A 23,724-nucleotide genomic window follows, 5' to 3' on the forward strand; every position below is an offset into this window, starting at 1 on the left:
CCGGCACGACTTGTTAGTCGAGGGATTTTAAATCCCTTGTGTCTACCAATTCCACCACTCGGGCATCGAGTTTGCTATTAAAAGCAAGTGGATAAAACTAATATGGAGCGGTACACGAGGCTCGAACTCGTGACCTCGACCTTGGCAAGGTCGCGCTCTACCAACTGAGCTAGTACCGCATCATATTAATTCTAAATTAATCATTTTATAAATTACACTTGGTAATGCAATTAAACCACAAAGTGGTGCCCGAGGCCGGACTTGAACCGGCACGACTTGTTAGTCGAGGGATTTTAAATCCCTTGTGTCTACCAATTCCACCACTCGGGCATCGAGTTTGCTAATTAAAGCGTGTGGAGTGTTGAAATGGAGGCGGAACCCGGAGTCGAACCGAGGTAAACGGATTTGCAATCCGGTGCATGGCCACTCTGCCATTCCGCCCCAGTACGGGGTATTAACCTTGAGATAAACTTGGAGCGGTACACGAGGCTCGAACTCGTGACCTCGACCTTGGCAAGGTCGCGCTCTACCAACTGAGCTAGTACCGCATTTTATTTATCAATTAAATTGAACAAACACATGATGATTTATGTGAACATTCAGGTAACTGATTAATTACCGTTTTGTTTATCTCGGGGGCTATGCCCTCTCAACACGGACGCATTCTACAGAGATTATTAAACGCGTCAATACAAAAAATGCTAGTTTTGAACTGTTTGCTTGTTTTTTATCTAAAACGGTGCGTTATTATACATTTAGAGTTAATTTTTAGTCAATTCACCCCATGCTGCACGTAAATATTGCATCATAGAACTCAAGGTTAAAAAGGTCGCAATATACAATAGTGCAAAGCTTAAATAGTTCATCCAGGTATCGTATTGCCAAATCAAACCGATAATGGCTAACATTTGTGCAGCCGTCTTTATTTTACCCATGTTTGATACAGCAACATTACCACGCTTACCCTGCTCTGCCATCCATTCACGAAGTGCAGATATAATAATTTCACGACTTATAATAATAAGTGCGGGTATTGTCATGTACATTGATTGGTACTGATCAGCTAATGCAACAAGCGCAGCACATACCATTACTTTATCAGCAACAGGATCTAAAAAAGCACCAAAGGGGGTTGATTGCTCAAGCTTTCTTGCTAAATAACCGTCTAATATATCGGTGATCGATGCAAGCCAAAAAATAAAGGCGGCAGCAAAAAAAGCCCAGCTATAAGGCAAATAAAATATCACCAAAAAAACGGGGATAAGAAAAATTCTAAATGTTGTAAGTGTGTTTGGAATATTCCACATAACTACTTGGATATGTCTTTTTTGCTATATTCGCATGAAGGGCTAGCCCTTGTCATGCAAATGGTTAAATATCTTCTCAGCCATGTCAGGGCTGATCCCAGGAACTTTCTTTAACTGTTCTATATTAGCAGCTTTTACTCCCTGCATGCCCCCTAAATATTTTAATAATGTTTGGCGACGTGTTGAACCTACTCCATTTATTTCTTCTAATAGTGATTGTGTACGCTGTTTTTGGCGTTTGTTACGGTGTCCTGCTATAGCAAAACGATGAGACTCATCGCGTATATGTTGAATCAAATGAAGCGCAGGCGCATCTGAATCCATCGGAATGGTTTTGCGTCCACCGTCAATCAATAGTGTTTCAAGACCGGGTTTGCGGCTAGTCCCTTTTGCAACACCCACTAATAAAGGCATTTTAGTGTGCGGCCAATTAGAAAAGTACTGCTCAGCGCGCCCTAACTGCCCTTTACCACCATCAATAAAGATAACGTCTGGAATTTTGTCTTCGTCTACTAACTTGTTGTAGCGTTTGTTAAGTGCAAATTCCATGGCAGCATAATCATCACCACCGGTTATGCCTGTTACATTGTAACGCCTGTACTCTTTTGTATTTGGCCCTTGTGAATCAAATACAACACAACTTGCGACGGTGTTCTCCCCCATGGTGTGGCTTATATCAAAACACTCCATTCGAGTTATATCGTCAAGTCGCAGTGTTGCTTTTAACTGTGCATAACGTTTATTAATAGAGTCTTGAGTACTTTGCTTAACTGCAATACTGTTTAAAGCATTTTTATTCGCTAATTGTAAGTATTGAGCGCGTTCACCACGAGTAACTACTTTAAATGTTACTTTGCGTTCACTTACTTGTGTGAGTGCCTCACCTAATGCTTCGCTCTCTTCTATTTCAAACGGTAGTATAATTTCTTTTGCAATTCGCCCTGTAGCACCCGGCGCTAAATAATACTGACCTAGAAATGAGGTCAATATTTCTTGTTCACTCGAGTCTTTAGGGACTTTAGGGAAGTACGTTTTGCTTCCAAGTACCTTATGATCGCGGATCATTAATAAATGAATGCCGTTTAATCCGTTTAAATGAGCAAAACCGACTACATCCATTTCTGCAAAGTTACCCGAAATAGACTGTTGTTCCTGCATTTTACGAAGTAGCATTATTTGGTCGCGAACTTTTGCCGCTAATTCAAAGTTTAATTGCAGGCTGGCTGCTTCCATTTTTTTTATTAAATCAGCAATAACTTCGTGAGATTTACCCGTTAAAAATTTACGAACATAATCAACCTGCTCACTGTAGTCATCATCCGTTACTTTATTAACGCACGGAGCTGAGCAACGCTTAAGCTGATATTGTAGGCACGGACGACTTCTAGCACGGTAATAAGCATCTTCACATTGGCGAACAGGAAAGATTTTTTGCATTAAACGCAAACTTTCAGATACCGCACCAGCACTTGGGAAAGGCCCAAAGTACTCACCTTTAATTTTACGACTTCCACGGTGAAACGCTAAACGAGGATGCTTATGATTAGTCAGTAAAATATAAGGATACGACTTATCGTCGCGCAATAATATGTTATAGCGAGGCTGGTATTTTTTTATTAGGTTATTTTCAAGCAACAATGCTTCGGTTTCGGTATTGGTAAGCGTGACTTCAATATCACAAATATTATTTACTAATACGCGTGTTTTGCTATCGGTAATATTACTTCTAAAGTAACTACTTACACGTTTTTTTAAGTGCTTGGCTTTACCAACATAAATAACTTGGCTGTCACTATCAAGCATGCGGTATACGCCGGGCTCGCTTGATAGCGTTTTAAGGAAATGTACGTGATCAAATTCAGACATAAATTATAGGTTAGTACGAAATATCTATATCAATCATTTTATGACGAATAGCTAAATGGGTAAGCTCAACATCGCCACCTACATTTAACTTTTCAAACATACGGTAGCGATAGCTATTTACTGTTTTAGAACTTAGATTTAAACGCTCTGCTATATCTTGTGCTTTCTCACCTTTGGTGATCATAAGCATAATTTGCAATTCGCGTTCAGATAAACTCTGAAAAGGGTTTTCGTCTGTACGGCCTGTCACTTGCGCAAGTGCTATTTGCTGTGCAATTTCTGGTGCAATATAACGCTGCCCCGCATGAACGCATCGAATAGCGCGTACCATTTCATCAGAGCCCGCACCTTTAGTTAAAAAGCCGTGTGCACCAATCTGCATTACTTTGCTTGGAAACGGGTCTTCGCAATTGACGGTAAGCACAATAATTTTTACATCTGGGCAGTAACGACAAATCTTTTTAGTCGCCTCTAATCCGCCCATTCCTGGCATGTTCATATCCATAAGTACTATGTTAGGTGAATGCTGACGACAAAATTGTACCGCCTGCTCGCCATCTTTAGCTTCACCTACTACTTTAAACCCTCGTACGTCATCAAGAATACGCTTGATACCTGTTCGTACAAGTTCATGGTCATCAACTAAAAGTACATTAATCAATGGAACATCCTCACTTACCTAACAACATGCAATTTAATTAAATTAATTTGCCACAGTAACATACATAAAGCGAAACAATAACTAATATTATTGCCCCGCTCTAATAATTTAAGATGACGATTTTTCGCTAAATCGGTCAACCCATAATGCAATGATACCATCACCTGTTACATTACACGCAGTACCAAAGCTATCTTGTGCTAAATAAAGTGCAATCATTAATGCAACCGCGCCTTCGTTAAACCCAAGCATGCTTGTTAATAGCCCAAGTGCCGACATAACCGCGCCACCTGGCGCACCAGGTGCTGCAATCATTACTACACCTAACATCATAATAAACGGCAACATACCTACTAATGAAGGCACTACCATGCTCGGCGATAAAAACATAACAGCCATAGCACAGGTTACAATTGTAATTGTAGAGCCCGATAAATGAATAGTCGCGCAAAGTGGTACAGTAAAGTTAGCTACGTCCTCTTTTACGCCATTCGACTTACTTGATTGTAGCGATACTGGAATTGTTGCAGCGCTAGACATTGTGCCCAAAGCGGTAAAGTACGCTGGTAGCATATTTTTAACTAATTCGATTGGATTACGCTTTAGTAATATACCTGTCGCTATATATAAAACGCTTAGCCATAACCAATGCATAACAAGCGCTGCAATTAAAACTACACCAAATGTTTGCAATGTATCAACCACAGTGCCCGCTACCGTCATTTCAGCAAATACGCCAGCAATGTAAAATGGTAAAGCTGGAATAATTACTTTCGAAAGTAAACCATCAACTACATCACGACCCTGATCTGACACCTTTTTAAGCGTATCAAGCTCTAGCTGGCTCATGCCTATGCCAAATACAAAAGCAGTAACAAGTGCAGTCATAACGCCCATAAGTGGCGGGATTTCTAAATCAATAAAACTACCAATCTCGGTTGCTACTTCAGCTTCAAACGTAATACCACCGCTTAAAAATGGAATCACGGCACTCACTAATAAAAATGCAAGCGTACCGGCAATAATGGTAGAGCTGTAAGCAAAGCCAACTGTTTTGCCAAGTAAATGCCCAGACCCTTTTGGAAGGCCAGCAATACCCGATGCAATAAAAAATAAAATAATAAGAGGAATGGTAAAGGAGATAATTTGACCAATTAGCTCTTTTACTGTGAATAAAAGTTCAACACCAGTGATAGGTACGTAGAGTCCGACCAAAATACCGGCCACAATACCGGCAATTAATTTTAAGATTAACTTCATTTTGATTGCTTAATTGAATTTAGATACGTGTTTTTATCATGTTTTAGGCACATTGTGTGATAAAACTATTCAAGTTATATTCATATGCACAAATAACACACAAATGCGGTTCAATTTAACCTCTCTTTTGCGTATTTTTTAATTTAGCTGAATTCTTACTCTTTAAATTTTGAATTTAGCCCGCACCTTTAATAACTAAAGCACCGTAAATAATTGATTTTTATTTCACCAGGTTATAAGCCCAATAGATATATGTTATAGCCAAACTTTACTTTAGTTTTTTTAAACTCACAGTAAAGTGTGTATATAGTTAGTAGCAAAGGCTATTAGCACGTTGATCAGATTGTATCCAAAGGAACATTATGTCTACTATTTTTGAAGATAACTCACTAACTATTGGTAATACGCCGCTAGTAAAACTTAACCGTGTTACGGGTGGGAATGTATACGCTAAAGTTGAATCTCGTAATCCAAGCTTTAGTATCAAATGCCGTATTGGTGCATCAATGATTTGGGAAGCTGAAAAATCAGGTCAGCTTGTTGAAGGTAAAGAACTTATTGAGCCAACATCAGGTAACACCGGTATTGCACTTGCTTTTGTTGCAGCTGCACGTGGTTACAAGTTAACACTTACTATGCCTAACACTATGAGCCTAGAACGTCGCAAGCTATTAAAAGCACTAGGTGCAAACCTAGTACTTACCGACGGTGCTAAAGGTATGAATGGTGCAATTGAAAAAGCAAAAGAAATTCAAGCAACCGCACCTGATAAGTATATTTTATTACAACAATTTGAAAATCCTGCCAACCCTAAAATTCACTTTGAAACAACAGGCCCAGAAATTTACGATGCGCTTGACGGCAAAGTAGACTTTTTTGTGGCGGGTGTTGGCACTGGTGGTACTATTACAGGTGTTAGTCGTTACCTTAAAACAGAAAAAGATTTAAACGTTAAGTCTATCGCTGTAGAGCCAACTAACTCTCCCGTTATTAGCCAAACGCTTGCGGGTGAAGAAATTAAACCAGGTCCTCATAAAATTCAAGGTATTGGTGCAGGCTTCATTCCTGGTAACCTAGATATGGACTTGATTGATGCAGCAGAGCTTGTATCTAATGAAGATGCAATTGCAATGTCGCATCAGTTAATGAAAAAAGAAGGTATTTTAGTCGGTATTTCATCTGGTGCAGCGGTTGTTGCCGCTAAGCGAATTGCTGAAAAGCCTGAAAATGCTGATAAAAACATTGTTGTTATCCTACCTAGTGCCACTGAGCGTTACTTATCAAGCCCAATGTTTGATGAAGAGTTTAGTGAGCAAGAACTAGTGCAATAATTAATTTTATTGCGTTTTAAAAGGATGCTTTAGGCATCCTTTTTTATTATTTATTCTTCAATTATCTATTTATTACCCGCCACACCTTTACATCTTCATTGATAAACCACACACTTTAAAAAATTAATTAATAATAATTAACATGAAAAAAATTACGAGTTTACTAAGTTTTGTCATTTTACTGTTTTTAGCAGGCTGTGGAGATGACCTAAAAACACTTGGCGATAACCCAGGAGATACAGCCACCGCTTACTTTGATGCACTTTATAACCAGCAAGACCTTCAAAAAGCCAGTACTATGGCAACACCAAATCTTACCCGCATAATGAAGTCATACGGGACGGCCAAACAATTTTCGCGCAACTTAGTAAATATGCAGTACGATGAAGTAACCATTGAAGTTGATATGACTAATATGAGCGTTCGTGAGCAATACGGTGATAAGACTAAAATAAACCTTATTTTTACCGGTTATTTAAATGGCGATAAAATTGATGATTTTCGTAGTGTTAAAATGCTTCGTAAAAAGGGCAAATGGTACATAGATAAAATAATTGCAGACCCTTACGCTCGATAAGTTAAATAAATTTAACGTAAAAAGGCCTTACATATGTAAGGCCTTTTTAATGTTAGCAGTGGCTAACATTAACTAACTAAAGCTCACCAGGTTGAAAGTTATCAACTGCAATGGCTTTCTTACGTAGCTTGTTAGCATGATGCATTGCATCAGCATCCGTTTGCTCTAACAACTTATTTTCAAGCGCATAATTTATCGCGCCTTCAATATCGAGCGTTGCAGGCACTTTGCCTTTGCGCTGCCATTGTTTTAAATCTTTAAACTGGGCTTGCATGTCGTGCATTGCTAAAAATGCATTTTCCATTACTCCAGTGCCTGCATTTTCATCTACATAACATAAGTGTGTTAAGCGGTTTCTAAATACACCTGGCTGAGTCATACGTTCACAAATGCTTTGCGCTATTTCATCACTTGGTCTGTGGTAATGATTACCAAGTGGAAACACAATGCGTTTAAGTACAAAGTTAACAACAGGATTTGAAAAGTTTTTGAAAAAACCATCAAACGCTTGGCCAATTTCAAATAATGAGTTTTCTATGGCGTACTTAACAAATGGTAAATCTGCTTGTTGGCGCCCTTCGTCTTCATAACGTTTTAAAACGGTTGATGCTAAATATAAATGACTGAGTACATCACCCAAACGTGCCGATATCATTTCTTTGCGTTTAAGTTCACCGCCTAGCATTAACATTGCAACGTCTGTACAAATAGCTAACCCTCGGCTCATTCTGCTTAGTTGTTTATAATAAACAGCAGTTTCACCACCTACAGGGGCTTTAGCAAAGCAACTACGTGTTAAACCATGCACAAATGCCATACCTGCATTACTTGCAGCAAATAGTATGTGGTTCATTAATAAGCCATCAAACTGTTCAAGTGCTGCGTCGTCATCTTCCATTGCAGCGGCTTCCATTTCTTTTAAAACAAATGGATGACAGCGTGTTGCACCTTGGCCAAATATCATTAAATTACGCGTTAAAATATTTGCGCCTTCAACCGTAATTGATACCGGAATACCCATATAGCCATGCGCTAAATAGTTATTAGGCCCTACTTGAATTCCTTTACCTGAATGAATGTCCATAGCATCGTTCATTACTGTACGACCCATTTCTGTCATATGGTATTTAGCAATCGCTGTTACAACAGACGGGCTTAATTTTAAATCGATTGCACCTGCGGTCATTAATCGACACGACTCAAGTGTGTAAGTTAAACCACCAATACGCGCAAGTGCCTCTTGCACACCTTCAAATTGCCCAATTGATACACCAAACTGCTGGCGTACCATGGCGTATGCCGATGTCATTTTAGACGCTAAATGCCCAGTTGCTGCACTCAATGCTGGTAGTGATATACCTCGCCCTGCACTTAAACACTCTACAAGCATTCTCCAACCACGGCCTGCGCACTCTTGCCCACCAATAATCCAGTCCAGTGGAATAAATACATCTTTACCGTAAGTGGTACCATTCATAAAGGCCATATTAAGCGGATAATGACGTTCACCTGTTTCAACACCAGGGTGATCGGTTGGTATAAGCGCACACGTTATACCCAACTCTTTTTTATCACCTAATAAAGCATCAGGGTCGTACATCTTAAATGCTAAACCTAATACAGTAGCCACAGGTGCAAGCGTAATGTAGCGCTTTGACCAATTTAAGCGCAGGCCCATCACCTGCTCGCCATTGTGATCCCCCATACACACCACGCCTGAATCTGGAATGCTGCCAGCATCAGAGCCCGCCTCTGGGCCCGTTAATGCAAAACAAGGAACATCTGTACCATTTGCTAAACTTGGCAGCCAACGATCTTGCTGCTCTTTAGTACCATAGTGAAGAAGTAACTCGCCCGGACCTAAGCTATTAGGCACCATAACAGTGACTGCGGCAGTTAAGCTCTTAGTCGAAATTTTTGACACTATTGTTGAATTAGCAATTGCGGAGAACTCTCGCCCGCCAAATTTTTCTGGAATGATCAGCGCAAAAAAACCTTCCGTTTTTAGGTAATCCCACACTTCTTTTGGTAAGTCTTTGTCTTTTTGTACAATTTGATAATCATCAAGCATAGCCAGCAAGGTTTCTACTTGGTTAGCCATAAATGCGTTTTCTTTATCGCTAAGCTCTGGTTTAGGAAAACGGTGCAGTTTTTGCCAGTCTGGGTTACCACTAAATAACTCACCATCCCACCAAACATCACCTGCTTCCATTGCCTCGCGCTCTGTTTGCGATAATGGCGGAAGCACCTTTTTAAACATTTTAAACGTAGGACGACTAATCAAGTTTAGGCGAATATCTTTAACCGCAAAAATAACCACCACCACGACCAGTAATATTATAAATATTAACATACGCACATTCCTTACACATTGAATGAAAATAGTAACTTAATTATGACCCATCTTAATTTAAATACAATCATTGCACGACGAGTCGTGAGCCTTAACGCATTCATTTTATTGTTTTAAACATCACTGCTATTATCAACGTTTTAATAACAATAAATTAAAGGAATAGTATGACTCCCTTTCGATTAAAACTGAGTATGAGCGCCTTAATGGTAGCAAGTACCCTTGCTTTAACAGCCTGCGATGCGCAAGTAACGATAGACACTACCGATTCAGCACACACTAAAAAAGATGTAACAGCTAAAGATGCAAATACATTTATAACAAACACAGAAAAAGAACTAAGTGCACTTTATTTAGAATCGAGCCGTGCAGAGTGGATTTACGCAAACTTTATTACTCACGATACATCGGCTCTATCAGCTGAAGTTAACCGTAAAATGACCGAAACAGTCGTGCGTTTAGCCAATGAAGCCGCAAAATATGACGAACTAGAGCTTGATTACGATGCTCGCCGTAAGCTTGATAAACTAAAACTAGCACTTACACTTCCTGCCCCACAAGACGCTGATAAAACAGCGCAACTTTCACAAATTGTCGCAGAGCTTGGCGGGCTATACGGTAAAGGTAAATACTGTAAAGAAGACGGCAGCTGTTTAAGCCTTGGCGACATGACCTCAAAAATGGCCACCAGCCGAGATTACAACGAGCTACTTGATTTATGGCAAGGCTGGCGTCAAATATCAAAACCAATGCGCTCACTTTACGAGCAACAAGTAGTACTGACCAACGAAGGTGCAAAGGAGCTTGGTTATGCCGATACGGGCGCTATGTGGCGCAGTAAATACGATATGCCTGCAGACGATTTTACCACCGAGCTTGACCGCATTTGGGGCCAAGTTAAACCACTGTATAACTCGCTACACTGCCATGTTCGCGCAAAGTTAGGTGAAAAGTACGGCAACGACAAAGTACCACAAGATCAACCTATTCCAGCGCACTTACTAGGAAATATGTGGGCACAAGCATGGGGTAATATTTACGATGTAGTTGCACCAGAAAACGCTGATCCGGGTTACGACGTAACCGAGTTATTAGCTCAAAATAATTACGACGAACTTAAAATGGTAAAAGGGGCTGAAAACTTTTTTACCTCAATGGGTTTTGACGCACTACCAGAGACATTTTACGAGCGTTCATTGTTTGTTAAACCAAAAGACAGAGATGTGCAGTGTCATGCATCAGCATGGAATATCGATAGCAAAGACGATTTACGCATTAAAATGTGTATTCAGCGTACAGGCGAAGAGTTTTCAGTTATTCACCACGAGCTAGGTCATAACTTTTATCAACGTGCATACAACAAGCAGCCTTTATTTTATCAAGAAAGTGCGAACGATGGTTTTCATGAAGCCATTGGCGACACTATTGCACTTTCGGTTACGCCAGGTTACTTAAAAGAAATCGGCTTACTTGAACAAGTACCTGACGAATCTAAAGATATCGGTTTGTTAATGAAAATGGCACTTGATAAAGTCGCTTTTGTACCATTTAGCTTAATGGTTGATCAGTGGCGCTGGCAGGTATTTTCAGGTGAAGTAGCACCAGAAAATTACAATAAAGCATGGTGGGAACTACGTGAAAAATACCAAGGTGTTCAAGCGCCTATCGTACGTAGCGAAGCCGACTTTGATCCGGGTGCTAAGTACCACGTTCCGGGTAATACACCTTATACACGTTACTTTTTAGCGCATATTTTACAGTTTGAGTTTCATCGTAGCTTATGTGAAATTGCCGGTAACGATAAAGCCATTCATCGCTGCTCTATTTATAATTCAAAAGAAGCAGGGGATAAGCTAAACGCTATGCTTGAAATGGGTTCATCTCGTCCTTGGCAAGAAGCGCTTGAAACTGTAACAGGTAAGCCGCAAATGGATGCAACAGCAATGCTCGATTACTTTGCACCATTACAAACATATCTAGATGAGCAAAACGAAGGCCGTAACTGCGGCTGGTAATAAAGTAATACACTTGTATAAAAACAACAAAGCCCGCTAACTAAGCGGGCTTTTTAATATTACTTTTGTATTAACTAAGTACGGGACTTAATTAAAACTGAAAACGCATGTTAGCAAAGTACGCATCATTATCAGAATCATCAGCATTGTTTTCGTAACCCACTTTTACACCAATATTTTTATTAATGAAGTGTTGAGCACCAAAGCTGTAAGTGTCTTGCTTGTTGTAGTTAGCAAATACAGATGTTGCCTTTGAGAAGTAGTAGTTAGTTTCTGCTACCCATTGGTTTTGGGCATCATCAATACTTTCGTACTTACCTTCAAACGTTAAGTAGTTACCTTGCTGTAGATCAATGAAGTATTTAGCTGCAACTGCGCGGTAATCAAAGTCATCGTCTGATGTAAGTGTAACACCTACGTAATCAGTGCTGTTAAGCATGTGGTTGTAAGCTAAATCAAATAATGCGTAATCATCACCGTCTTTGTTTTCAACTAGTGTTACTTTTGCAAGTAAATCAGGGTTGAAAAAGTAACCACCCGTCAGTTTATAAAGCTCACCGTTAGAACCTGAATCTGGGTCTGTATTCTCGTAAGATGCGCCTACAACAAACTCATTAATAAAGTATTCACCGCCAACTTTTGTAACATCACCAAAGTCGTCATCAGCGTAGCCGCCATATACGTTAGTTTGTTTATTGATGTATTCAAACTGATCGTACGGACCTAAAGTTTTTTTAGGTGATAAGTAGTAAATAGAATCTACAGCAACGGTGTCGTTGTTATCTCTATTTTTATAGCTAAGGTTGCTAATTGAGTTATAGCTGTCTGCAGCAGCCGCAGTGCTAGATAATAAAATGCTCGAAATAATAACTGCTAATTTTTTCATTGTTAGACTTCCCTATGTACATTGCTTTTTATGCTCTAGCTGTATTGCTAAAGTCGAGGCACATGCTAACGTTAGGAAACTGAATGAAAACTTAACTAACCAGTTGTATTTATTAAGTTAATTGTAAGGAAGTGTTGTAAACTGTAAAATTAAAGTAGTTGCAACATTTAGTCAACAACTACTTAAAACATGTACCGCAGCTTAAAGTGCGTGTTGGCTAATAATACGGTAAACGTCGTTAATATTATCGCCAGACTTAAACTCTTTACTAATGGGTGTTGGATCTGAGCCAACCCATATTTTAAGCTCGGCATCTAGGTCAAAATGGCCTGCACTTTCTTTACTGAACTTGGTAATTTTAGAGTAAGCAATACTCACCATTTCCATTTTAGAGCCGGTCATACCTTGCTTATCAATTAAGATTAAGCGCTTATTAGTAAAAATAAACATATCACGTACTACTTTATATGCTTTTTCTACTTGCTCGCCGTCAATTAATGTATTGGCGAGTATTTTTTCTAAATCAGAATCGTCAACTTCGCTTGCATTACCCATAAGTCCGCTAAGTAAACCCATTATACTTTCTCCTGTTTAAATATTTGATTCTCTAACGTATGTCCATTAACTAACTGCCTGTACTGCCAGTGTTGTTGATGACAAAAGCTCAGCAGTGCAATATCGAGCGGCTCACCTGCTGGCTGATACTCAACAACATACTCTTTATGTTGGCTCATATACACGCGGCTCACACCTGCAATTGCTTGCAGTTGTTGCTCAACATTTTGATAAGCTTCGCTTAGCATTAATGTATAAAAGTGCTTATCGGTATTATTTGTTTTTGTTTGATGCTCGCTTAGTACCCCTTTATCTAAATGAAGTACCTGTGAGCATAGTCGCTCAAGCTCAGTTAAATCGTGAGAGCTTAAAATAAATGTAGCCTGCTCACTTAATTCAGATACTAGCTCGCGTACTTCTCTGGCATGAATCGGATCTAGTCCTGCGGTTGCTTCATCAAGCATTACAATTTGTGGTGAGCCGATAAGTGCTTGCGCTATTGTTACGCGTTTACGCATACCATGGGATAAGTCCCCTGCGCGCTGCTTTGCAATTTCTTTTAGGCCAACTAAATCAAGTACACGTAGCGCCTCAGTTTGGCTTTGCTTTGCTCCCATACCTTGTAGCTTTGCATAAAAGGCGAGTTGCTTATCTATATTAAAACGAGGGTCAAGCTGCGCATCTTGCGGTAATGCACTTACTTTATTAAATAAAGCAGCGCTCCCTGGCTCATGCCCTAATATTTCAAGGCTGCCTTTACTTGGCGCTATATAGCCGCACAACAAACTAAATAAGGTGGTTTTACCCGCACCATTTGGCCCAACAAGCGCCACAGGAGCGCCTTTATTAATTTCAAAGTCCACATTATTAAGCGCAAGTTTTGCACCATACGATTTACTCAAACCGCTAGCTGTAATTAATGGTCTCATAGTGAGCTCCTTGCAAAAATACGTTGCGCAATAGCCAATAAAATAGTTGTTTGAATAAGAGGAATAGCCACCGCGCTTAACAATGGTAAATTTTGCCCCGCTAATAGCTCTATTTGTACACCCGGAAATAGATAATCAAGCAGACCTAATGCAGGTATTTGCCACTGTAATATACCTACAACAATACCGCCTGCTGCAAAATATAAAATAGCCAACACAATAGATAAACGCGATGAGCGAGCAAAGGTATTTATTAGCGTCATCAGTGCTACAAATGGGCACAGAGTAATCACTAATATTAAAAATATAGAAAGCGCACGGCCAAAACCACCAGCAAGTAAACTAGGATCTCTAAATCCTAGTACAGCAAGCGTAGCCACAAGAGTAATGCCCACTAAGCAGGCTAATACCGCTAATTGCCCTAAAAAACGACCAAACAGTATTTCAAAGCGAGTGGAGCGCAGTGATAAAAACCGAAGTGTGCCACGCTCTCTATCGCCTACCGTTTGGTCGCTACAAATAAACAAACCAAAAACAGGAAAGCTATACAGGGCTATTAACCAGTACATGGTAAATTCGGCCTCAGGCCAATCAAGTAACTTACTTAAACCAATGGAGCCTGATATATCGCGGGCTATTTGTTCAAAATCGGGCGCACTTACAATGCCTACTGCTTGCCCTATTGGGTAGCGCAGTATTATTAGCCACACCAATGCAAAGGCAGCTAATGCAATAAGTCCTCGTTTAGTTAAAAACATACGTACAAGCTCAAATCCCGCTATTTGCGTTAATCGCCCTACGTTTATCGGTAATGGTGTTGCCATTGACTATCCTTAATGACTTTTTATTTTCAGTATATTTATCCACACTAAGTGTAAACACCTTGAATTACCAGCAAAAAAAAGCTCACCAATGGTGAGCTTTGTAACAATACATTTAAATGTAACAGCATAAATTGCAATATAAATTATAAATGCTGCTTATAAACCTCAAGTGCTTGGCTTAAATCGCTAATTAAATCTTCTACATCTTCAAGGCCAATGTGCAGGCGAATAACCGGCCCTAAATCCCAGCCTGTATTTGAGCGCAGCCCTTTCATGGTTAAATTAGCGGTTACTAAGCTTTCAAAACCGCCCCACGAAAAGCCCATTTTAATATGCTCAAGGCTATCTAAAAATGCATCAATCGCTGTTTGATTACCGGTTTTCATTACAAATGAAAACAAGCCATTACTGCCATCAAAGTCGCGTTTAAAAAACTCATGCCCTGGGCAGGTTTCAAATGCAGGGTGGCGAATATGGTCAACAAGCTCATGTTGATCAAGCCATTTAGCCACTTCTATTGCTGCTTTTTCATGTTGGTTTAAACGTACACCCATTGTACGAAGGCCTCTAAGCGCTAAATACGCATCATCAGCACTGGTACACTGCCCTAGCAAGTATGAGTTTTCGCGCAAGGTTGGCCAGTACTTTTTATTAGCAACAGCTACGCCCATCATCACGTCTGAATGGCCAACAATATACTTAGTTGCAGCTTGAATACTAATATCAACACCGTGCTCTAATGGGCGATAGTGCAAGCCGTTACCATAGGTGTTATCAAGCATGGTCATTACACTATGCTCATTGGCTACTTTTACCATAGCAGGCACATCTTGCACTTCCATCGTAATAGAACCAGGAGACTCTAAAAATAACACTTTAGTATTTGGCTTAATATAGTCTTTAATACCTGCGCCAATGGTTGGCGGATAGTACGTAGTAGTAATTCCAAGCCCTGCTAAAATTTTATCGCAAAAATCGCGTGTTGGTTCGTACACGTTATCAACCATTAAAATATGATCACCGGTTTTTAAAAACGATAAAAACACTTGGCTAATCGCCGCCGCGCCACATGGGTATAATGCACAGCCTTCGCCGCCTTCAAGTTCTGTAATCGCTTCTTGTAGTGCAAAGTGAGTTGTTGTTCCACGGCGTCCATAAAATAACGTTTTATCGCCACGAGTTTTAGCCGCTTCTTTTAAATCGGCTACGGTATCAAATACAATAGTAGAGGCACGTTGTACAACGGGGTTAACTACGCCATGTGTGTACGCTTTTTTGCGCCCTGATGACACCAGCTGAGTGTTTTTATTAGTTTTACTCGACATTGTTAATCCTTAAGGGTTTGTGCGCCAATGCTCAATTAAATAACGAGAGATAGAATCGGTTCTAGGCAGCTTTAAATGCTCACCTTCTTCGTGCCAATTACCAAATTGTGCTAAGTCTTCACGGCTAAACCATTTTGCATCGTCCAGCTCTTCTTTATCTACGTTAATTTGCTCCGATGTCGCCTCTGCAAAAAAACCAAGCATAATGGACGATGGGAACGGCCACGGCTGAGATGCAACATAACGTACGTTATCAACCTCTATACCTGCCTCTTCTTTAACTTCACGCGCAACCGCTTGCTCAAGTGTTTCACCTGGGTCAACAAACCCAGCAAGCGACGAATACATACCAGTAGGCCACGCAGCTTGGCGACCTAACAAGCATCGCTCTACTCCGTCAGCAAATACCTTAGTAACCACCATAATTACCGCAGGATCGGTGCGCGGGAATGTAGGATGCTTACAGTTTTCGTTTTCACACACTCTAGAGTGCCCTGCTTCCACTGAACGGTTTTTACTACCGCAGCGCCCACAAAAACGATGCGTTGCATGCCAATAACATAAACCTCTTGCAAGTGCGGCTATTGAGGCATATTTAATGGTTACTTGAGGCCCATATTGGCGAATATCAAAAAATTGCGCGCCCTCTATTAAAGGCGTAAGTATGTTTTCATCCAGATCCGATACATCCAATGCAAACACACCATGTTTAGCATTGTTTAAGCCAACAAAAATAGCACTCGATAAATCTAAATGTTCCACTTGTTGATACGTTAAATAGCTTACTTTAGGGGTATCTTTAATAAATAGGGTTTGATTGTTATTAACTAAAACCCATTTACTTTGCGCCGACATTTGCGCTTTAAGCCACGATGGGTCTTTACGAAAATTTGAGCCTCTGTCTAGTGGCATGTTGCTGTAATGAAGCATGTAAGTCCTTGGTAACTCGTTATGCTTTAAAATTACCATAATCATTTAGCAAACCCAATTGATTACAGCAATAAAAAAAGCCTATATAAGGCTTTATTAATCTATAACGGCTTTGTATTAAAATCTCTCATGTTGCAGGCACTTAGCTTGCACTTTTTTAACTATTTTTTGCTGTTAAAGGAGCAAGGTATTATCAATTAAATGAAATTGCTCAGCGCTTTTTTTTAATACCTCTGCAGTTAACCTGTCAGCACCGTAAACATCGCACGGTACGTTATACTGATTTTTTAAATGCCCAAGTAATAAAGCAAAGTCACCATCGCCAGAGAGCAAAATAACCTTATCGAGATTTTTACCCTGTTCTAACATGTCTATTGTTATGCCTACATCCCAATCACCTTTGGCACTACCGTCACGGCGTTGAATAAATGGCTTTAGCTTTACGTCAAAACCAATCGCACGCAAAATATTTTGAAACTGGTTTTGCTTTTCATCCCCTCGATAAATAGCATACGCAAAAGCACATTCAATATTGTATTGCGCCTGCATTACCCGCCAAAACGCATTGTAGTCAAAGTTTTTTCCGTAACTCTCGCGACATGTGTAATAAATGTTTTGCACATCAACAAAAATACCGACCCGTGGTTTAGTGCTCTGCTGCTCGTTTTGTAAAGTCATTTAGTGTCCTAGTGAGGATTAATAGCAATTAAAGTAACGTTATAAAATAAGTGTACCTTGCAATTTATATTTAAGTAACCTAAATTAGTTACTTGACCTTATGTAACCAATATTGGTTACATGTTAAAAAGTAACCATTTTGAGATTTTTATGATTGGTGTGATCAGCGGCGATATTATTAAATCGCAAACAATCCCTAAGCAGCAATACGATGCCATGCTTTATCAACTAGAGCAAAGTTTGCGAAACATTTCGGGTGAGCAAACCCTTTGGAATATATACCGAGGCGATGCCTTTCAGTTACAGGTTAATAATCCTGAGCATCTTTTTAAAAATGCCATATTGGTATATTTACACCTTAAATCGTCGGGTTATGAGCTACGCCAGAGCTTGGCGCTTGGGCAAATAGATAACCCACGCAGCGATATAAAAACAGCAACCGGTTCTGCTTTTACCCTTTCGGGGCAAGGCCTTGATAAAATAGGTAATCAACGCTTTGTTTTTAATATTAATGAGCAGCAGCTTGATGAAAGCTTAAATCTTAATTTAGCCTTTGCCGACGTATTGCTCACTAAAATCACACAAAAACAAGCAAATGCCCTGTATGTTTATTTAACCTCGCCAGACAACAGCCATGCGGCACTGGCTAAAGAGCTTAAAACAAGCCGAGAAAATGTAACCAAACTACTAAATTTAGCGCACTACCAACTTATAGAACGCTTTATTAAACACACACAACACGTTATAAAAAATATAATTAAAGGAGGTGAATAATGGAGTTTTCACTTTTACTGGTCGCACTTATTATTGGCCACTTACTTGCTGACTTTTACTGGCAACCTATGAGTTGGGTAAACGAGCGAAACACTCGTCACTTTAAAGCCAGTAAGCTTTATTTTCATGTTCTCGTGCATGGTGTAACAAGTGCACTCATCATTACCGTGTGGGAATACACCTTTGCCTGGCTGCAACTCAGCAGTGTTTTAATTGCAACGGCAGGCATTATGTTCAGCCATTATTTTATTGATATAGCTAAATCGTATTCTAATAAAGGTGTGGTGCCTTTTTTACTAGATCAAATAGCGCACATACTCGTTATTATTGCGCTCAGTATTTGGCTAAGTGATAACAGTAGCTTTATGGCAGCAATTAATAATATGCTCACTGATCCCAAAATACTGTGGGTGGTATGCGGTTATTTAATTATATTAAGCCCCAGCGCCGTATTTATAAGAATGATGTTAGAGCGTTTAACAAGTAACTTTTCAAGTACTGGTAGCTTAGTGCTTGCAGGGCAAAGCATTGGCATGCTTGAGCGCGTACTTATGCTGAGCTTTATATTGCTTGACCAATTTGCAGGGCTTGGTTTTTTACTTGCTGCAAAGTCGGTATTTAGGTTTGGCGATTTAAGTGCTAGTAAAGATAAAAAGCTCACCGAGTACGTTATGCTTGGCACACTACTTAGCGTAAGTGTGACTTTATTTGTAGGTTTAGGTGTTAACTATTTAATTAGGTAGCAATACAGTAAGTACAAATTACAGATAATAAAAAACGCGCTACTTCTATTAAAAAGGTAGCGCGTTTTTTGTATTGGCGTTTAACTAAATTAATTAAACGCCAACACAATCATTAATAATGATTAATCGTTATTTGTGCGACGACGGCGCTGGCCATTACCGCCAACAGATTCACGCTTTGCCCATGGGTTTTGCGCGTTATCATCTGTTTTAGCTGCTGGCTTTTTAGAACCACCACGACGAGGGCCTGTACCATTTCCGCCATTGTTCGGCTTTTTACTGTTAGGCTTGCTGCTATCAGATTTAGGCTTATTAAAAGGCTGCTTTTTCTTAGGCTTTTTAGACGGCAGTGGGCGAGCATCTAATGCGCGCTCTGCTACTGGGTTAATAGGCTCAAAACCGTCTTCTTCAGCACGTGGGATAAGCTCACCAATAAAGCGTTCAATACCGTATAAATCAACAGCATCTTCTGTTGTTACAAACGAAATCGCATGACCCGACGCGCCAGCACGGCCTGTACGACCAATACGGTGAACGTAATCTTCGTATACGTTTGGTAAGTCGTAGTTAACAACATGCGGTAATTCAACAATGTCTAAACCACGTGCAACAATATCGGTAGCTACTAATACGCGTACTTCACCACTTTTAAAGCCATCAAGTGCTTTAACACGTGCGCCTTGTGACTTATTACCATGGATAGCCGCGCCTACAATGTCATCGCGTTCTAGTTGTTTAACTAAGCGGTTAGCACCGTGCTTTGTGCGGCTAAACACTAATACTTGTTGCCAGTCGTTAGTGCGAATCAAGTGGCTTAGCAATGCTGTTTTACGTGTTTTATCTACCGCGTAAACACATTGAGTAACACTTTTTGCAGTGGTGTTTTTTGCAGCAACTGAAATTTCAACCGGGTCATTAATTAACCCTTTTGCTAATGCACGAATTTCATCAGAGAATGTAGCCGAAAACATTAAGTTTTGACGTTTAGCAGGCATTTTAGCAATTAAGCGTTTAATGTCGTGAATAAAGCCCATGTCTAACATGCGGTCAGCTTCATCAAGTACAAGTACTTCAACGCTATCAAACTTAACAGCATTTTGATTATGTAAGTCGATTAAACGACCCGGCGTTGCTACTAAAATATCAACACCTTTACGAAGACGCTGCATTTGTGGGTTAATTTTAACGCCACCGTAAACTACAAATGAGCTCACATCCGAATGCTTAGCGTACTCTTCAACGTTTTCGCTTACTTGCAAAGCAAGCTCACGCGTAGGCGTTAAAATAAGTGCACGTACGTGGTTACTTTTAGCTTTAGGGCCCGACGACAAACGCTCAATAAGTGGTAATGTAAAACCCGCTGTTTTACCTGTACCTGTTTGCGCTGCTGCCATAACATCACGGCGTTCAATAATTGCAGGAATTGCTTGAGCCTGAATCGGCGTTGGCGTTTCATAGCCCTTTTCTAAAACCGCATTAACCAAAGACTGTGATAAACCTAAACCTTCAAAACTCATATAAACTCTCTTTTAAATTAGGCTACATTAGCCAGTTGCGCGCATTATACCTGTAGTAGCTAAGAATGCATGCCATTATTTGCGTTGCAGGCAATTGAGCATAGCTTATACCAATCTGCATAAATCTTTGATCAATTTAACGAATTAAATTTCACTATAACGTCGTTAAAAATTTTTCATTTAGAACAACTAGATACAAAAATTTTTGCCTAGTTATAGCGTAATTTTCTTAACGTAAAATAGACCCCATATATAAGCAGATTGGTATTAATAAAATAAAACCGGTGATCAAGTTGCTTAAAAATGCAAAAAACGGCCATAAGCCGTTTTTTGTTTATACTTAATTACTCTAAGTATAAGAGTTACTTAACACCTAACTCACGCAGGCGTTCTTGCAAGTAGCTATCTGCCGTGTAGCGCTCTGAAAGCACAACATCTGGATGCGGGTGTAAAAATAACGGTAGTGATATACGCGATTTAGTAGATGCTTTACCCGTTGGGTTAATCACGCGATGAATTGTCGATGGGAAATACCCGCCCGACGCTTCTTGTAGCATGTCGCCAATATTAATAATTAAGCTGCCAAAATCACATGGCACGTCTAACCAACCGCCATCTGTTTTTTGAACTTGTAAACCAGGCTCATTAGAAGCTGGTAATACCGTTAATAAATTAATATCACCGTGAGCAGCAGCGCGAATAGCACCTGGCTCTTCATCACCCGTCATTGGTGGGTAATGTAGGATACGTAACAATGTTTGCTCAGAACCGGCAATCATATCTTTTAAATCAATCGAAAATTTAGCGCGAACATCAGCTGGCGCTTCAGCCTGAACCCAGCTTAATAAAGTACCAGCAAATTCACTCGCTAAACGGTAGTATTCACGTACATCAGATTCGAGCTCTGCAGGAACACGGCCTTTAGGGTACACATGAAAGTACTCTTTAATGTCTTTTATTGTAAAGCCTTTCGCTACTTCAGATACTGAAGGCGGAAAATAACCGTCTTGAGTTTCTTTAGAGAATAAAAAGTCGTGCTTTTGCTCTGAGTTAAAAAAGTCTTGCCAATTTTTGTAAATAGACTCAACTAAAGACTGTGGAATTGGGTGGTTTTTTAAAACGCCAAATCCAGTATTTCTTAATGATTCAACAAAGTGTGCAGCCGCATCGGGAGCTTTATAATCAACAGTAGGTAATTGCATTGTACGTTCCAGTGAATAGGTTGTGTGAAGTGGACTGCTTTAATAGTAGCAAATTGCCAAGATAAAGTAGAAAAGCCTTCATTATAGCACTGTGCGAGGATAGACAAATGACCTCAAAAAAATAAGGACATATGTCCGCAGCGTAACGTTTCCACCACTAGGCTTGATCAAGATCAACTTATAAAAAAACGTTGAATTTGCAAGGTTTAGTACTTATATCTGGTCTACTAGGGCGTGCTGACCTTTGGTGGGTGAATTTGCAGCAGACTGTTTGGTGTTTAAGCAAGGCAGAGCCTATGATGTGTGGTTGTTCCCCATAAATAGGCGATAACGCAGCATAAATGCCAAACATGCGCTACCCTTTGGGTTCTTTCTAGGGACGATTAACTCTTTGTTGCTCGGTTTTTACTTAGCCCACTAGGTTACAAACCTCGCGCCGCGATTTAATCGCCCCTAGATTGAACAAATTTCAATCCACAACGGTCAACACGCCCTAATGTATTTTATTTGTGTAAATAAGGCTCCCCATGCGACAAAAAGTATCTTTTAAAAGCGGCGATTTAGAACTTGCCGGACAACTCGAACGCCCCGCCGGCGATATAAAGTTTTATGCGCTATTTGCACACTGCTTCACCTGCGGAAAAGACATAGCAGCAGCCACACGTATAAGCCGTGCACTTACGCAACAAGGCATAGCCGTACTGCGTTTTGATTTTACGGGTTTAGGTAATAGCGATGGCGACTTTGCTAACAGTAACTTTTCATCAAACATTCAAGACTTAGTTTCAGCGGCTGATCATCTGCGTGAGCATTTTGCAGCGCCGCAATTACTTATTGGCCACAGTTTAGGCGGCGCTGCGGTACTTGCTGCTGCTGAGCACATTCCTGAAGTATCGGCTATTACAACCATTGGTGCACCGTCAGATGCGCAGCACGTAGCGCATAACTTTGAAGCACACCTAGATGAAATTAACGCAGCCGGCGAAGCAAAAGTAAGCCTAGCTGGCCGCGAATTTACCATTAAAAAACAATTTATAGACGATATAGCCAAGTACGATAAAAGCCACATTAGTAAACTTAAGCGCGCATTGTTAGTCATGCACTCCCCTATTGATGCAACGGTAAATATTAGCGAAGCCGAAAAAATTTACGCATCAGCCAAGCATCCTAAAAGTTTTATTAGCCTAGATAACGCCGATCACTTACTTACTAATAAAAACGATGCCGACTACGCTGCAGAAATTATTGCAACGTGGGCTAATCGCTACGTCAAGTATGACAAAACAAAATACACAGCAAGCTTAACGGGTGGCAATGTACTTGTTGAAGAAAAAGACCATGTATTTACTCAGCACGTGAGCACTAAAGATCATACTTGGCTTGCAGATGAGCCAATAAAGGTAGGCGGTAAAAACTTAGGCCCCGATCCGTATCATCACTTATTAGCGGGGCTTGGTGCTTGTACAGCAATGACACTACGTATGTATGCTACACGTAAAAATTTAGCGCTAGAGCATGTTAAAGTAGAGCTTGATCACACTCGCGATTACAACAAAGATTGCGACGATTGTGAGCAAACCGGTAACCTTGAAGCCATTACCCGTAAAATCACTCTAGTCGGTGATTTAACACAAGAGCAGCGCCAGCGTTTACTCGAAATAGCCGACAAATGCCCTGTGCATAAAACACTACATAACAACCCTGTTATTGTAAGTGAACTGGTAGAGTAACTACATCCGATAAATATAGCGCAGTTCTTACTGCGTTATATTAAGTTGTTAATAAAGCAAACTTAAACTCTAAACTGAAATATAGAGATTGAATAATAGGTACAATTTTAGTAGCTTAAAATTACATTACATAACCAAGGATAGGTATGAATAAAAATACTTACTACGTACGAAAAGACAAAACCGGTGTTTGTCAAACTAGTTGTCGCGATCACTACGTTATGCACTCTCCGCTTTGACGATTTCTTGTTCAGGGTTTAA

The 23,724-nt window shown here is 40.1% G+C and carries 20 protein-coding genes and 4 tRNA genes; 6 read left to right on the plus strand and 18 right to left on the minus strand.

Annotated features, from left to right (window positions below; genetic code table 11):
- Window positions 1-103 precede the first annotated feature (103 nt).
- The 8 genes from I6F53_RS17990 to I6F53_RS18025 form a co-directional block, all read right to left on the minus strand.
- A tRNA-Gly gene (locus tag I6F53_RS17990) sits at window positions 104-179 on the minus strand.
- Window positions 180-243: 64 nt separating this feature from the next.
- A tRNA-Leu gene (locus I6F53_RS17995) sits at window positions 244-330 on the minus strand.
- 37 nt (window positions 331-367) lie between these two features.
- Window positions 368-441: transfer RNA gene (locus I6F53_RS18000), tRNA-Cys, on the minus strand.
- 31 nt (window positions 442-472) lie between these two features.
- Window positions 473-548 (minus strand) — tRNA-Gly (locus tag I6F53_RS18005).
- Between the two features lie 213 nt (window positions 549-761).
- Entirely contained in the window at window positions 762-1,307 is a 546-nt protein-coding gene (gene pgsA, locus I6F53_RS18010) for a CDP-diacylglycerol--glycerol-3-phosphate 3-phosphatidyltransferase (RefSeq protein WP_166421890.1), read from the minus strand.
- Between the two features lie 42 nt (window positions 1,308-1,349).
- Window positions 1,350-3,173, minus strand: coding sequence for an excinuclease ABC subunit UvrC (gene uvrC, locus I6F53_RS18015; RefSeq protein WP_197240606.1), 1,824 nt, complete (start codon window positions 3,171-3,173; stop codon window positions 1,350-1,352).
- A 10-nt stretch (window positions 3,174-3,183) separates the two neighbouring features.
- Entirely contained in the window at window positions 3,184-3,834 is a 651-nt protein-coding gene (uvrY, locus tag I6F53_RS18020) for a UvrY/SirA/GacA family response regulator transcription factor (RefSeq protein ID WP_149594787.1), read from the minus strand.
- Between the two features lie 108 nt (window positions 3,835-3,942).
- The gene (locus I6F53_RS18025; protein WP_166421888.1) at window positions 3,943-5,094 is read right to left on the minus strand and encodes a dicarboxylate/amino acid:cation symporter; all 1,152 of its coding nucleotides are present in this window, start codon (window positions 5,092-5,094) and stop codon (window positions 3,943-3,945) included.
- A gap of 362 nt (window positions 5,095-5,456) precedes the next feature.
- Between I6F53_RS18025 and cysK the strand changes: the two genes are divergently transcribed.
- A complete protein-coding gene (gene cysK, locus I6F53_RS18030) occupies window positions 5,457-6,425 on the plus strand; it encodes a cysteine synthase A (RefSeq protein ID WP_197240607.1) in 969 nt (322 codons plus the stop codon).
- Between the two features lie 142 nt (window positions 6,426-6,567).
- Entirely contained in the window at window positions 6,568-7,002 is a 435-nt protein-coding gene (locus I6F53_RS18035) for a hypothetical protein (protein ID WP_149594784.1), read from the plus strand.
- Between the two features lie 76 nt (window positions 7,003-7,078).
- Here I6F53_RS18035 and I6F53_RS18040 read toward each other — a convergent pair whose 3' ends face one another.
- Window positions 7,079-9,355 (minus strand): acyl-CoA dehydrogenase, encoded by a 2,277-nt coding sequence (locus tag I6F53_RS18040; protein ID WP_197240608.1) that lies wholly within the window; start codon window positions 9,353-9,355, stop codon window positions 7,079-7,081.
- Between the two features lie 167 nt (window positions 9,356-9,522).
- Between I6F53_RS18040 and I6F53_RS18045 the strand changes: the two genes are divergently transcribed.
- The gene (locus I6F53_RS18045; RefSeq protein WP_197240611.1) at window positions 9,523-11,370 is read left to right on the plus strand and encodes a M2 family metallopeptidase; all 1,848 of its coding nucleotides are present in this window, start codon (window positions 9,523-9,525) and stop codon (window positions 11,368-11,370) included.
- Window positions 11,371-11,461: 91 nt separating this feature from the next.
- Here I6F53_RS18045 and I6F53_RS18050 read toward each other — a convergent pair whose 3' ends face one another.
- From I6F53_RS18050 to I6F53_RS18080, 7 genes are all read right to left on the minus strand, one after another.
- A complete protein-coding gene (locus I6F53_RS18050; RefSeq protein WP_197240616.1) occupies window positions 11,462-12,256 on the minus strand; it encodes a putative porin in 795 nt (264 codons plus the stop codon).
- 201 nt (window positions 12,257-12,457) lie between these two features.
- Entirely contained in the window at window positions 12,458-12,832 is a 375-nt protein-coding gene (locus tag I6F53_RS18055; RefSeq protein ID WP_007377979.1) for a PH domain-containing protein, read from the minus strand.
- Window positions 12,832-13,740, minus strand: a complete 909-nt coding sequence (locus I6F53_RS18060) for an ABC transporter ATP-binding protein (protein WP_197240617.1) — start codon at window positions 13,738-13,740, stop codon at window positions 12,832-12,834. The genes I6F53_RS18055 and I6F53_RS18060 overlap by 1 nt, the downstream gene beginning before the upstream one ends.
- A complete protein-coding gene (locus tag I6F53_RS18065) occupies window positions 13,737-14,564 on the minus strand; it encodes an ABC transporter permease (protein ID WP_197240618.1) in 828 nt (275 codons plus the stop codon). Before I6F53_RS18065 ends, I6F53_RS18060 begins: the two co-directional genes overlap by 4 nt.
- 143 nt (window positions 14,565-14,707) lie before the next feature.
- On the minus strand, window positions 14,708-15,889 hold the full coding sequence (locus tag I6F53_RS18070) for a cystathionine beta-lyase (RefSeq protein ID WP_197240619.1): 1,182 nt from the start codon (window positions 15,887-15,889) through the stop codon (window positions 14,708-14,710).
- A gap of 9 nt (window positions 15,890-15,898) precedes the next feature.
- On the minus strand, window positions 15,899-16,819 hold the full coding sequence (nudC, locus tag I6F53_RS18075; RefSeq protein ID WP_197240626.1) for an NAD(+) diphosphatase: 921 nt from the start codon (window positions 16,817-16,819) through the stop codon (window positions 15,899-15,901).
- 174 nt (window positions 16,820-16,993) lie between these two features.
- Entirely contained in the window at window positions 16,994-17,497 is a 504-nt protein-coding gene (locus I6F53_RS18080; RefSeq protein WP_197240620.1) for a LabA-like NYN domain-containing protein, read from the minus strand.
- Window positions 17,498-17,647: 150 nt separating this feature from the next.
- Between I6F53_RS18080 and I6F53_RS18085 the strand changes: the two genes are divergently transcribed.
- Window positions 17,648-18,271, plus strand: a complete 624-nt coding sequence (locus tag I6F53_RS18085; protein ID WP_197240621.1) for a hypothetical protein — start codon at window positions 17,648-17,650, stop codon at window positions 18,269-18,271.
- Window positions 18,271-19,014 (plus strand): DUF3307 domain-containing protein, encoded by a 744-nt coding sequence (locus tag I6F53_RS18090; protein WP_197240622.1) that lies wholly within the window; start codon window positions 18,271-18,273, stop codon window positions 19,012-19,014. The genes I6F53_RS18085 and I6F53_RS18090 overlap by 1 nt, the downstream gene beginning before the upstream one ends.
- A 122-nt stretch (window positions 19,015-19,136) precedes the next feature.
- Here the strand turns inward: I6F53_RS18090 and I6F53_RS18095 are convergent, their stop codons facing one another.
- Window positions 19,137-20,531, minus strand: a complete 1,395-nt coding sequence (locus I6F53_RS18095; RefSeq protein ID WP_121954342.1) for a DEAD/DEAH box helicase — start codon at window positions 20,529-20,531, stop codon at window positions 19,137-19,139.
- A gap of 362 nt (window positions 20,532-20,893) precedes the next feature.
- Window positions 20,894-21,733 carry an isopenicillin N synthase family dioxygenase gene (locus I6F53_RS18100; protein WP_197240623.1) on the minus strand — a complete coding sequence of 280 codons (840 nt, stop codon included), beginning with the start codon at window positions 21,731-21,733 and terminating at the stop codon, window positions 20,894-20,896.
- A gap of 527 nt (window positions 21,734-22,260) precedes the next feature.
- Here I6F53_RS18100 and I6F53_RS18105 point away from each other — a divergent pair.
- Window positions 22,261-23,463 (plus strand): bifunctional alpha/beta hydrolase/OsmC family protein, encoded by a 1,203-nt coding sequence (locus tag I6F53_RS18105; RefSeq protein ID WP_197240624.1) that lies wholly within the window; start codon window positions 22,261-22,263, stop codon window positions 23,461-23,463.
- Window positions 23,464-23,724: the final 261 nt, after the last annotated feature.

The organism is Pseudoalteromonas sp. SWN29 (assembly GCF_015864465.1).
Classification (GTDB): domain Bacteria; phylum Pseudomonadota; class Gammaproteobacteria; order Enterobacterales; family Alteromonadaceae; genus Pseudoalteromonas.